10 protein-coding genes, 1 tRNA gene and 1 other annotated feature are annotated in these 12,159 nt (G+C 35.7%); of the genes, 6 read left to right on the plus strand and 5 right to left on the minus strand.

The window, feature by feature from the left end:
• Nucleotides 1–280: 280 nt before the first annotated feature.
• Nucleotides 281–535, minus strand: coding sequence for a hypothetical protein (locus tag EHLA_RS11000; RefSeq protein ID WP_021907786.1), 255 nt, complete (start codon nucleotides 533–535; stop codon nucleotides 281–283).
• A gap of 219 nt (nucleotides 536–754) precedes the next feature.
• Nucleotides 755–1,001: a binding site (T-box leader), on the plus strand.
• A gap of 90 nt (nucleotides 1,002–1,091) precedes the next feature.
• Here EHLA_RS11000 and EHLA_RS11005 point away from each other — a divergent pair.
• Nucleotides 1,092–2,111, plus strand: a complete 1,020-nt coding sequence (locus tag EHLA_RS11005; RefSeq protein ID WP_096240856.1) for a bile acid:sodium symporter family protein — start codon at nucleotides 1,092–1,094, stop codon at nucleotides 2,109–2,111.
• A 531-nt stretch (nucleotides 2,112–2,642) separates the two neighbouring features.
• On the opposite strand, the gene EHLA_RS11010 is transcribed toward EHLA_RS11005, so the two are convergent.
• Nucleotides 2,643–3,308 (minus strand): Crp/Fnr family transcriptional regulator, encoded by a 666-nt coding sequence (locus EHLA_RS11010; RefSeq protein WP_242970722.1) that lies wholly within the window; start codon nucleotides 3,306–3,308, stop codon nucleotides 2,643–2,645.
• A 182-nt stretch (nucleotides 3,309–3,490) separates the two neighbouring features.
• Between EHLA_RS11010 and larA the strand changes: the two genes are divergently transcribed.
• From larA to EHLA_RS11035, 5 genes are all read left to right on the plus strand, one after another.
• Nucleotides 3,491–4,768 (plus strand): nickel-dependent lactate racemase, encoded by a 1,278-nt coding sequence (larA, locus tag EHLA_RS11015; protein WP_096240857.1) that lies wholly within the window; start codon nucleotides 3,491–3,493, stop codon nucleotides 4,766–4,768.
• A 117-nt stretch (nucleotides 4,769–4,885) separates the two neighbouring features.
• Nucleotides 4,886–5,596 (plus strand): D/L-lactic acid transporter LarD, encoded by a 711-nt coding sequence (gene larD, locus EHLA_RS11020; protein ID WP_096240858.1) that lies wholly within the window; start codon nucleotides 4,886–4,888, stop codon nucleotides 5,594–5,596.
• A 435-nt stretch (nucleotides 5,597–6,031) separates the two neighbouring features.
• On the plus strand, nucleotides 6,032–6,775 hold the full coding sequence (yaaA, locus tag EHLA_RS11025; RefSeq protein ID WP_096240859.1) for a peroxide stress protein YaaA: 744 nt from the start codon (nucleotides 6,032–6,034) through the stop codon (nucleotides 6,773–6,775).
• Between the two features lie 888 nt (nucleotides 6,776–7,663).
• The gene (locus EHLA_RS11030; protein ID WP_021907780.1) at nucleotides 7,664–9,247 is read left to right on the plus strand and encodes a glucose-6-phosphate isomerase; all 1,584 of its coding nucleotides are present in this window, start codon (nucleotides 7,664–7,666) and stop codon (nucleotides 9,245–9,247) included.
• Nucleotides 9,248–9,665: 418 nt separating this feature from the next.
• The gene (locus EHLA_RS11035) at nucleotides 9,666–10,520 is read left to right on the plus strand and encodes a hypothetical protein (protein ID WP_096240860.1); all 855 of its coding nucleotides are present in this window, start codon (nucleotides 9,666–9,668) and stop codon (nucleotides 10,518–10,520) included.
• 104 nt (nucleotides 10,521–10,624) lie between these two features.
• Here the strand turns inward: EHLA_RS11035 and EHLA_RS11040 are convergent, their stop codons facing one another.
• The 3 genes from EHLA_RS11040 to EHLA_RS11050 all read right to left on the minus strand — a co-directional run bounded on the left by EHLA_RS11040 (nucleotide 10,625) and on the right by EHLA_RS11050 (nucleotide 12,072).
• Nucleotides 10,625–11,050 (minus strand): hypothetical protein, encoded by a 426-nt coding sequence (locus EHLA_RS11040; RefSeq protein ID WP_197702352.1) that lies wholly within the window; start codon nucleotides 11,048–11,050, stop codon nucleotides 10,625–10,627.
• Nucleotides 11,051–11,190: 140 nt separating this feature from the next.
• Nucleotides 11,191–11,670: a GNAT family N-acetyltransferase gene (locus EHLA_RS11045; RefSeq protein WP_096240861.1), complete on the minus strand. Its 480-nt coding sequence runs from the start codon at nucleotides 11,668–11,670 to the stop codon at nucleotides 11,191–11,193.
• 328 nt (nucleotides 11,671–11,998) lie between these two features.
• Nucleotides 11,999–12,072, minus strand: a tRNA-Pro gene (locus tag EHLA_RS11050).
• Nucleotides 12,073–12,159 lie beyond the last annotated feature (87 nt).

Consider the following 12,159-nt stretch of genomic DNA (forward strand, 5'->3'; position numbering starts at 1 on the left):
TTTTAGCGGCTGACAGTTTAATAACAAATAACAAATTAATGATTTATATTGGAAAGAGAAGGGGATTCTTCGGAAGATTATGATTTTTAATTAAAGAAGTATTTCACCATAAGAAAAGATTCCTCATCTGGAGCCAAAGAACAGAAAAAAGAAATAATACCATATTCCAGATGCGGCTTCGGAGCATGTTTAAGATGCAGATAAGCATTTTAAACACAGCGACTACAGAGCAGATGGGATATGGTATTATTTCTTTTTTCGTCTATACGCAATCTATAAATTAGTATTTTTTTGCTTTTTCATAATCTTTTTTATGTACCAAGATCTCATATTCTATCATTTGATTCACATCATTTCCCAAGCTTCCCATTCGACTTCTTAATGTTCCTTCTGCCGGAAACATCGTCTGTGATAAATGGTTTTTTGTTTTATATTTATAGGGAATTCCTTCTTGTTCTAATCTTGTACGTATTTTATTAAACATCTCCATGTCTGTTCCAACCCAAAGACTCTCCGAATTAAAAATGTTAAACATAATAGTATCTCTCCTTTTTTTGCAAAGCACCTCATTAAAAACTGCATATTTTTTTATTTATTATACGCTTTATAAGCTATTATGACAAGGTGCACCACTGTATCCTTCAAAATTAGTTTTACCTCAAAATATGCTTCTGTATTAAATTTAAGACAATTTTTCTCTTGACATTTCAAAAAATCGGACTATAATGAGGTTCATCAAATACATAAACTTCACCGAAATTCGTTGAAGAGAACAATGCTGTTTTTGAATAAGGCGTTTCAGAGAGCCTGCGTTTGGTGTGAGCAGGTACACTTTCAATGACAGATATCCTCTCTAAGATGCGGACTGAACATTACTTAAATTTTTAATCAGTAAGTCTCGCCGGAATCCTCCGTTAAAAGGAAAGCGTATGATAGTACGTTAAGAGCTGTAATTTTATTACAGAATTTGGGTGGTAACGCGGATTTTTTTCGTCCCTTTTCAGTTTTTTCTGAGAAGGGATTTTTTGTTTTCTTGGTAATACAACGAATAATATCAAAAGCGGTGAGGCACATCAGGAGGTAACATAAGTATGAAACAATTACAAAAATTCAGCAAATTTTTATCAGATTACACATCTATCGTTGTAATCGCCATCGCAGTAATCACATTTTTCCTTCCATCATTGATGGGCTGGGTTAATTTCCAATTATTCACTGACCCGGTAGCTAATAAATTTACAAGTCAGTCTATTATCATTGGTGTTATCATGTTTAGTATGGGACTTACTCTTACAACTGATGATTTTAAGATTCTGGCACAAAGACCATTTGACATCTGTATCGGAGCCATTGCGCAATATTTAATTATGCCGTTTTTAGCATTTTTTATTACAAAATTACTACACCTTCCTGCTGGAATCGCACTTGGACTGATTCTTGTAGGCTGTTGTCCTGGTGGAGTATCTTCCAATATCATGTCTTATCTTTGTGGCGGAGATGTTGCTTTTTCTGTTGGAATGACGACAGTATCTACTATTCTCTCCCCAGTTATGACACCACTCATGGTTTCACTTCTTGCAAGTGGGGCAAAAATTACGATTCATGGACTTCCAATGTTTATTTCTATCATTGAAACCGTTATCGTACCTGTAGCAATTGGTTTTGTATTAAATTATGCATTAGGTAAAAATAAAACATTTAAAGAAGTACAAAAAGTTATGCCAGGCATTGCTGTTCTTGGTCTTGCCTGCGTTGTTGGCGGAGTTATCTCTTCCCAGGGTTCAAAATTCTTCCAGTCTGGAGTCGTAATCTTCGTTGCAGTTCTTCTTCACAACGGTCTCGGATATTTCTTCGGATATTGTGCCGGTCGCCTTACTGGAATGAATACTGCAAAGAAAAGAACAATCTCTATCGAAGTTGGTATGCAGAATGCCGGTCTTGCAACAAACCTTGCAACAACAACTGCACAGTTTGCTTCTACACCAGAATCCGCAATTATCTGCGCTGTTTCCTGTGTATGGCATTCCATTTCCGGTACATTACTGGCAGGACTCTTCGCTCAGTATGATAAAATGAAAGCAGCACATAAAGAGACTGCCACAGCTAAATAAGTCTGATTTCTAGATTTAATACAGACGAAAAAAGAAAAAACAATATATCCCATCTGCTCTGTAGTCGCTGTATTTAAAATGCTTATCCGCATCTTAAATACGCTCCGAAGGCGCATCTGGGATATATTGTTTTTTCTTTTTTCTGTCTAATCTAAATCCATAGTTAACTGATTTTGTAGGATTAGGTTAGGCACTCGCTATAATAGAATTTCCTGCCGAATTATAAGGAAATTCTAACAAAAATAGAAGTTTTATAAGTATTGCATTGTGTGACTTTGCACTGCGGAATTTTGCCTCAAAAACAAAGAGTTTCGTGCAGCACAATAAAATCAAACTTAGAAAATCATATCCTTCTGGAGAATTCCCATTCTCACCAACTTTGGATTTAGATAGTCAGAAAAAAGGAAACATGCCATATCCCAGATGCGGCTTCGGAGCGCGTTTAAGATGCGGACGAGCATTTTAAACACAGCAACTACAGAGCAGATGGGATATGGCATGTTTTCTTTTTTCGTCTATACCAAATCTACATTATCCTTGCATATATTGTTCAAGGTATTCTTTGTCTTTTATGAGTATTTTCTGATTTTCTACTGAGATGACTCCATTCTCTCTTAATCCACGCAAAATACGGTTGACACTATTTCGTGTAGATATTCCACAAAATCCTGCAATATCATCGTTGGTAATCTGAAAATCAATAAGAATTCCCTCTTTCATTTTCTTTCCAAATGATTCAATCTGCAAGTACAGGAACGCACATACTGCTCCTGTTTTTCCATTCATTGTCATAAGCTGCTGGCGATAAATTGCTTGTGAAAGTTCTTCTCTGTAGTAGGCATTAATATAATCTTGAAGTTTTTTATCTTTATTAACGTATTCCCAGAAAGTTACACGAGGAATTTTGTAAAATACAGCTGATTCACTTTCTACTCGTACATTAAATGGTGCAGAAGTATACTGGCTTACTTCGTCTTTTAATAATGAAATGATATTAGGAGCCTTTAAGTAGGAAATGTTAAACTCTCTTCCATCTCTTAGGATAATACTTGTTTTCACTACACCTTCTTTTAATACATAAGTACTTTGCTGCTCAAAACCATAATAAGTAAGATATGCATGGCGCGCCTTATGTACTATCGGAATGTCTTTTTTCTCTAAAAACTCTAGCAAATATTCATGTTCCATTTTTTTCATCCTTTCTTCTTACAAAAGTATATCATATTTTTAACAGATGTTGGTAACATTTGATAATATTCTTTGTTATCACATTTTATTAACACGAAATGTGGTTTGCAGAGACATTTATTTTGCATAAAATAACTTCCTGTTAAGAAAATGTACTCGCACATATCTAAGTTTTTAAGGAGGATTTTAAAATGTTTGAAATGAATGTGCCTTACGATAAAGGAGAAATGAAAATCAGCCTGCCTGAAAAAAATCTTGCAGGTGTTTTGGAAGGAAAACAGTCTGAGTACACCACCGAACTTTCTGAGGAAGAACTGGTAGAACAGTCTTTAGACAACCCAATCGGTTCGAAATCATTGGAGGAACTGGCAAAAGGAAAAAAGGATATTGTCATTATCAGTTCTGATCATACACGTCCTGTTCCATCAAAAATTATTACTCCGATTCTTTTAAGAAGAATCCGTTCTGTATCCCCTGATGCACGAATCCGTATTCTTGTTGCAACTGGTTTCCATCGTCCTAGTACCCATGAGGAATTAGTTGATAAATACGGTGAAGAAATCGTTGCTAATGAAGAAATTGTTATGCACATTTCTACGGATGATGCTTCTATGAAAAAGATTGGTGTTCTGCCAAGTGGCGGCGACTGCATCATTAATAAGATTGCAGCAGAAGCTGACCTGTTAATTTCTGAAGGTTTTATCGAAGCTCACTTTTTTGCAGGTTTTTCTGGTGGAAGAAAGTCTGTTTTACCAGGTATTGCTTCCTATAAAACAATTATGGCTAATCACAGCGGAGAATTTATTAATGACAAAAAATCCCGCCCGGGTAATCTCTGTCATAATTTAATTCACGAAGATATGGTTTATGCTGCAAGAACAGCCAATCTTGCTTTTATCGTTAATGTTGTATTAAATGGAAATCACGAGATTATTGGTTCTTTTGCCGGAGATATGGAAACTGCTCATGAAAAAGGCTGTGATTTTGTTCGTTCTCTTGCAAGCGTAAACAAAGTAAATTGTGATATCGCTATTTCCACTAACGGCGGTTATCCTCTTGACCAGAATATTTACCAGGCTATCAAAGGTATGACTGCTGCAGAAGCTACTCTTCCTGATGATGGAATCATTATTATGATTGCCGGATGCCGCGATGGTCATGGCGGAGTTGGTTTCTACCATAACATTGCTGATGTAAAAGATCCAGAAGAATTTGAGCAAAAAGCAATCCATACTCCTCGTCTGGAAACCGTACCAGACCAGTGGACTTCACAGATTTTTGCCCGTATTCTGGCACACCATAAAGTTATTATGGTATCTGATCTTGTTGACCCAAAACTGGTAAAAGATATGCATATGGAACTTGCTTCTAATGTAGATGAAGCTCTTGCTATGGCATTTAAAATCAAAGGAAATGATGCAAAAGTTGCTGTTATTCCTGATGGTTTAGGCGTTGTTGTTAATATCTAAATTTTAATATCAGAATCCCTAGCGACTATCATTATCAAAATAGATTATTTCAGACTTTTTTATTAAAATGCTATAAATAATTTTATAAAAAGAAAGAGAAGAAAGGAAAAAATCGTTATGTTACACTCACTTATGGCTGAATTTTTAGGAACAGCCCTTATGATTTTATTCGGTGTCGGCGTACACTGTGATGAAGTCCTTACCAAAACAAAATACCATGGAAGCGGACACATTTTTGCCATCACCACCTGGGCTTTTGGTATTTCTGTTACTCTGTTTATCTTTGGTGGTGTCTGCATTAACCCTGCCATGGCATTATGTCAGGCAATTCTTGGCATGATTCCCTGGAGCAGCTTTATTCCTTATTGTATTGCTGAGTTCCTCGGTGCTTTATTTGGCGCACTCGTTGTTTATGTTATGTATGCTGACCATTTTAAAGCAAGTGAAGGAAAAATAGACCCGATTGCCATTCGAAACATTTTTTCTACAAATCCAAACTGTAGAAATCTTCCACGCAACTTCCTGGTCGAGACAATCGCAACTGCTGTTTTTCTGACTGCAATCCTGGCTGTTGCAACAAATTACGAAAAACAGCTTCCTATCGGCGTTGGACTTATCGTCTGGGCCGTTGGTATGGGACTTGGCGGAACGACTGGATTTGCTATGAATCAGGCAAGAGACTTAGGTCCTCGTCTTGCATTCCAGTTACTTCCTATTAAAAATAAAGCGGACAATGACTGGCAGTACGGTCTGCTCGTGCCTGGTATCGCTCCATTTGTCGGAGCCGTCTTAGCTGCTTTATTCTCCCACTATTTTCTTGCTATTTAATTCATTGAGAGGGAACAGACGAAAATAAAAAGAATAGACTATAGGAAATGTAAAGATATCGCTGCGTAGAAAATACCTAGTCGGCATTTTTACTTGCTCTCACATTACATTTCCTATAGTCTATTCTTTTTATTTTCTGTTTGTTTGCTCCAGAAGGAATGAATTCAATAGTTTTTGGAGGGAGAAGGAGGGGGGAGAAATCAGAAGACTACTGCTTGCTCGAAAGATATCTCTGTCAGAAGATTACATTTATCTGCTCTCGCATTTCTTTTCCTATGGTCTATTCTTTTTATTTTCTGTTTGTTTGCTCCTGAAGGATTGTATTCATAGTTTACAAAAGGTCGTGTATTATTCTAAATGAATCCATAGTAATTTTAACAAATATATAGTATAGTTCTTTTAGATAAATGATCAGAAAGTATGAGGAAACTACCCATGTTGAAAATAATTATTTCCCCGGCAAAAAAAATGAATGTAAGAAATGACATTTTATCCTATAAAAATATACCATTTTTTATAAATGAGGCTCAAATTCTTTTTTCTTATATGAAAAATATGTCTTTGGAGGAATTAAAAAATCTATGGAAATGCAGTGACAAGCTTGTACAGGAAAATGAGCAACAGCTTCGAACAGGAAACTTAAAGCAAAATCTAAGTCCGGCGATTCTTTCTTATGAGGGAATTCAATATAAATACATGGCACCAGCAGTGTTTGAAGAACAGGCTTTTATATGGTTAGAAAAGCATTTGAGGATTTTATCCGGCTTTTACGGGGTACTATGTCCGTTTGACGGGGTGATTCCGTATCGACTAGAAATGCAGGCACGTTTTCATAATGAAAAAATAAATAATTTATACGACTTTTGGGGACAAAAATTAGCAGACTATATATTAAAAGACTGTGATTGTCTCATTAACCTTGCCTCAAAAGAGTACAGTAAAAGTGTTTTGAAATATATTCCAAAAAATGTACAGGTCATAACCTGTGTATTCGGAGAAATAATTGATGGGAAAATAAAAGAAAAAGGAACTTATGCAAAGATGGCAAGAGGTTCCCTTGTTCGTTATATGGCAGAGCATCAGATTGAAAATCCAGAGGAAATGAAACAATTCGATGAACTTGGGTATAAATATAAGGAAGAATATTCTGATAACACAAAATGGATATTTTGCAAATAACTATTTAATTCATTGAGAGAAAACAGACGAAAATAAAAAGAATAGACCATAACAAATGTAAAGATATCACTGCGTAGAAAATGCCTGTTCGGCATTTTTACTTGTTCTCACATTACATTTGTTATGGTCTATTCTTTTTATTTTCTGTGTTTTGGCTCCAGAAGGAATGAATGCAATAGTCTTTGGGAAAGAGATGGGGAAGGGGACAGAAGGTCGTGGCTTATTCTGATGCTATTTCCACTATGCTGAACCTTCTTTCAAGTTTCACTGATGATAAGATGATACCGAAACCTATCACTGTACATAATAATTTTATCATTATATTGTCGCAATATATCATTTTTTCTCAAAACGTATGCTATACGTTATATATAACGCACATCTCGCGGCAAGAATGCCTCGGCGTTCTTGAATTAGAATGTACGATAAATATAAAGGCGATTTCTGTACTTTTTTGTAAAATGACAACCCCCTTTATTTTTACTGTTCGTTAAAAAGAGTACCTAATCTTCTGGATGATACATCTTCCGAGTAAGCAGTAGTCTTCTGACCTCTCCCCCTTATTCCTCCCAAAGACTATTGCATTCATTCCTTCTGGAGCCAACACACAGAAAAAAGAAATACTACCGTATCCCAGATGCGGCTTCGGAGCGTGTTTAAGATGCGGATGAGCATCTTAGGCACAGCGACTACAGAGCAGATGGGATATGGTGGTATTTCTTTTTTCGATTGTTTTCTCTAATGAATTAAATAGTAAATAATCCATTGCAATTGGAAATTTTTTTTAGTATAATTATGTTAAGAAATTTTGAATGCATTATTATATTTTGCATTCTTAATTTTATTTAAGCTTAATGTATAACCACATTAACTAAGGAGGATTTATTTATGGCAACTTGGAACAATCTTGACACTCTGGCATCTTATAAGAAACTTGCCGGACTGAAAAACCACGTAGACATTAAAGAAGCTATGAGCGGAGAGAATGGTGCTACACGTGTAGCAAAATATTCCGCACCTATGGCAGAGGGACTTAGCTTTAACTATGCTGCAAAGCAGGTAGATGACACTGTTTTGGCTGCGCTGGCAGAATTAGCAGAAGAATCACAGCTCGCTGATAAATTTGAAGAATTATATAACGGTGCTGTGATCAATACCGGTGAAAAACGTCTTGTTCTTCATCATTTAGCACGTAGACAGTTAGGTAAAGATGTTGTTGTTGACGGTGTAAACAAACGTGATTTCTATGTTTCCCAGCAACAGAAAGCCGCAGATTTTGCTAATAAAGTACATGCCGGTGAAATTACTAACGCTGCTGGTGAGAAGTTCACAACTGTTGTTCAGATTGGTATCGGTGGAAGTGACTTAGGTCCTCGTGCTTTATATATCGCATTAGAGAACTGGGCTAAAGAGAACGGTGTTGCTAAGATGGAAGCGAAGTTTATCAGCAACGTAGATCCTGATGATGCTGCTGCAGTTTTAAAATCTACAGATTTAGCTCACGCTCTTTTCATCGTTGTATCTAAATCCGGAACAACTTTGGAAACATTGACAAATGAAGCTTTCGTAAAAGATGCTTTAACAAAGGCTGGATTAAATCCTGCAAATCATATGCTTGCTGTAACAAGTGAGACATCTCCTTTAGCAAAGAGCGATGATTACTTAGAAGCATTCTTCATGGATGACTTTATCGGTGGACGTTACTCCTCTTCTTCTGCAGTTGGTGGAGTTGTTCTTTCCCTTGCATTTGGTCCTGAAATCTTCGCAAGAATTTTAAATGGTGCAGCTGAAGAAGATAAACTTGCTGCTAATAAAAACATTTTAGAAAACCCAGATATGTTAGATGCTTTAATTGGTGTTTATGAACGTAATGTTCAGGAATACCCTTCTACTGCTGTTTTACCATATTCTCAGGCATTAAGCCGCTTCCCTGCACATTTACAGCAGTGTGATATGGAATCCAATGGTAAGTCTGTGAATCGTTTTGGTGAACCTGTAAATTATGTGACAGGTCCTACTATCTTTGGTGAGCCAGGAACAAACGGACAGCATTCTTTCTATCAGTTATTACATCAGGGAACTGATATCGTACCTTTACAGTTTGTTGGTTTTAAAAACAGCCAGATTGGTATGGATGTAGTAATTGAAGACAGCACAAGCCAGCAGAAGTTATGTGCGAATGTAGCTGCACAGATCGTTGCTTTCGCCTGTGGTAAAAAAGATGAAAACCTTAACAAAAACTTTGAAGGTGGACGCCCATCCAGCATTATTATTGGTGAGCAGTTAACACCAGAATCACTCGGTGCATTATTAGCTCATTTCGAAAACAAGATTATGTTCCAGGGATTCTTATGGAATGTTAACAGCTTTGACCAGGAAGGTGTACAGCTTGGTAAGATTCTCGCAAAACGTGTTCTTGCTCATGATACAGATGGCGCATTAAAATCCTACAGTGATTTATTAAACATTTAATTCTAACCTAAACAAAAATTCAAGAATGCCTCCGGCAGGATTGCAGATGTGGGAATCCTCTCACATCTGATATACAAAAAGAACGATCTGACAGATGTACTGTATACAGTAGCCTTAAAATAATTTCTGTTATTTTAAGAAAAATACTTTGTGCATCTGTAGATTGTTCTTTTTTATTTTCTTTTTCACTTTCTTTTTATTGGTATAAAAATGTGACTGTCGGCTACTATCATTTTTTATGATTTTTTTATATGATATTAGGGTCAAAATATCAAAACTTCGTTCGTGCTTGCACGATAAGGTGTTTGACTTTGGAATCCGCGTAACATGAGAATTAAATTCATCTGAAAATTAAGGAACTTTTACCTGCAAATATGCTATAGTATTCTTATATAATATTTTCCAAGGAGGGATTGCTATGAAAAATGCTATTTTTAAATTATTTAAAGTTACTTTCCCATTTGCGCTTGCATTTATGATGTGTCTGCCTTTTTCTATGACACTGAATGCTGCCTCTGTGAAGAATATTCCTGTAAAGAAAATATTATCTGCTGATATCACCGGAGATGGAAAAGCAGATAAAATTCTTATCACAACCAGTATGGATAAGGATTGCTTCATAAAAAAATTGAAAGTTAAAGTAAATAATAAAGTTGCTTTTACTAAAAACTGTACGAATGACAATATTCATTCCTTTACTGCCCGATATGCTAAAATGTCAAATAAAAATGAACTTCTTCAGCTAATGGGTATCGGAGATAATGACTATATTGTATTTAATCAGATTTATAAATATAATAACAAATCTAAAAAGCTCTATTCTGTAAGCAAGTTAGATTATACAGCCTGCGAAATTGTTTCTGCTAAAAAGAATTTACTGACTCTTCGTCATGGTGACCAGCCTGCTGAAACAGGATGGCTTAACTGGAAAATGAATTACAAATTTCGTAATAATAAGCTTGTTTTAACAAGTACTACCACTTCTACTGTGAAAAGTATTATTGGTAACTACCACAATGATTCTTATAGTAAATTATTCCGGAAAAATATTTTTGTAACAGCGAAAAAGTTACGTTTTTATAACGGAAGTAAACTTGCTTTCACTGTTCCTAAAGGAAAACAGGTAACTTTGAAAAAGCTTACTCTGTCCAAAAACACTATGTATCTTCAGTTTCAATATGGAAAAAAGACTGGCTGGCTCAGAGTGAATAACAAAGACTATAATTATGAGTCTCCATATTTTAAAGTAGTTTCCCGTAGATTAGCAGGTTAATTACTATAAAAGACCTCTGCATGTTTCCTGTCATTTAAATGACCGGGCATGCAGAGGTCTTTTTATTTTTTATTTTTTTATTTCAATGTAACAGTTATACCAGCTTATCTTGCACAAATACTATTAACAAAAATAATATAGCAGCCAAAGTCTCCGATACCTTTTCGAACAGCCTTATCTGCTTTCTCGTCTCCTAATTGCTCTCTCCACTGTACTTCTTTTCCCTGCATCTTTAAATATCTTGCAATCATGTTAAAATGAAGAATAACGTTATCATGACAGGCTGTCCTGAAAGAATCTTTATCCATTTTCTCTTCTATTGAGAATGTATGCCACTTTGCACGAAGATCCGCATAGGGAAAAATAGCATTACACAAATCATCATACAATTCCAATGCATCTTCATCTTCTCCGATTTCCAGCATCATATTTTCGTGCATCTTTCTCATTTGTTCAATTGTTATCGCCCCAGACTCTTTTACATAGCTATCATAAGTATTGATCATTTTGTTCTTCTCCTTTTTATTCATAATGTACTCTCTAAAATGAACTATCAAATTTATTAGTCAAACATATACCAGAAGGGGATGCTACATCTCTATCTAAAAGAATTTTCTATGTTGTTTTCTGTATTTTAACAGACCAACAAACGAGAAGTTCTCAGTCTGTTTTACAGTTCATAATAATATAAACAGATGTTTTGATATGTTCCATCCTTCATACGGAAACCTTTCGGTACAATTCCAATCTGTACAAAACCCAGTCGTTCATACAAATGGCGGGCATGAATATTGTTTTCCACCACAGCATTAAACTGCAAAATTCCAAAGCCATACTGTTTTGCCTGTACAAGACAATCAGCTACTAATTTTTCACCAATATGCTCGCCGCGGTAATCGGTATCAACAGCATAACTCGCATTTGCAATATGCCCACAGCGGCCAATATTGTTTGGATGCAGAATATAAAGCCCCACAATTTTTCCATTGTTGTCTGCAACGCCGCAATATGTTTGTGCCGCAAAAAAGTCTGCACCTGTTGTATCGTTCAAAAAATCTTCTTGTGGAAAAGCCTCGCCATCTTCTACGACCTTATTCCAAATGGAGATCATTGCAGGAATATCTTTTTCTCTATACTTTCTAATTTCCATAATCTATCCTCTAAATTCTAATTTCAGGACATCATTTCCAATACTGATTTTACCGTATTTTTTAATCTCAGTCCATCTTTTTATATCCAAGCGATAGAAAAACTTTTCTGTCTCTGCTCCGCCGGAAGATATTTCATTGTAATACTTTTTAATACATTTCTTGTTTTACACAAATTATAGTATGTAATAATATTATAATAAATTATTTTATTATTTGAAGATCAATATAATTATTTTTCCAAGAAAATTTCTAAAGTATATCCTTGTAAAAAAGAAAAGCACCGAAAACCCACTGTTTAAGCGAATTTTCGATGCTTCTAATACAGAATCGAGGCGACGGGACTCGAACCCACGGCCTCTGCGTCCCGAACGCAGCGCTCTACCAAACTGAGCCACGCCTCGTTTTCACAACGATTATAATATCAAAATTAACGAGACATGTCAAGTTTTTACGAGAACAAATTCTGCGAACTACCCTCTTCTAAATCC

This window comes from Anaerobutyricum hallii, from assembly GCF_900209925.1.
In the GTDB taxonomy this organism is placed as follows: domain Bacteria; phylum Bacillota; class Clostridia; order Lachnospirales; family Lachnospiraceae; genus Anaerobutyricum; species Anaerobutyricum soehngenii.

Bases quoted from the DNA above. Each gene is read 5' to 3' on its own strand.
- EHLA_RS11005 (WP_096240856.1), top strand. From the start codon at position 1,092: ATGAAACAATTACAAAAATTCAGCAAATTTTTATCAGATTACACATCT.
- EHLA_RS11040 (WP_197702352.1), bottom strand. From the start codon at position 11,050: ATGAATAAAAAGGAGAAGAACAAAATGATCAATACTTATGATAGCTAT.
- yaaA (WP_096240859.1), top strand. From the start codon at position 6,032: ATGTTGAAAATAATTATTTCCCCGGCAAAAAAAATGAATGTAAGAAAT.
- EHLA_RS11010 (WP_242970722.1), bottom strand. From the start codon at position 3,308: ATGAAAAAAATGGAACATGAATATTTGCTAGAGTTTTTAGAGAAAAAA.
- EHLA_RS11045 (WP_096240861.1), bottom strand. From the start codon at position 11,670: ATGGAAATTAGAAAGTATAGAGAAAAAGATATTCCTGCAATGATCTCC.
- larD (WP_096240858.1), top strand. From the start codon at position 4,886: ATGTTACACTCACTTATGGCTGAATTTTTAGGAACAGCCCTTATGATT.
- EHLA_RS11030 (WP_021907780.1), top strand. From the start codon at position 7,664: ATGGCAACTTGGAACAATCTTGACACTCTGGCATCTTATAAGAAACTT.
- EHLA_RS11000 (WP_021907786.1), bottom strand. From the start codon at position 535: ATGTTTAACATTTTTAATTCGGAGAGTCTTTGGGTTGGAACAGACATG.
- larA (WP_096240857.1), top strand. From the start codon at position 3,491: ATGTTTGAAATGAATGTGCCTTACGATAAAGGAGAAATGAAAATCAGC.
- EHLA_RS11035 (WP_096240860.1), top strand. From the start codon at position 9,666: ATGAAAAATGCTATTTTTAAATTATTTAAAGTTACTTTCCCATTTGCG.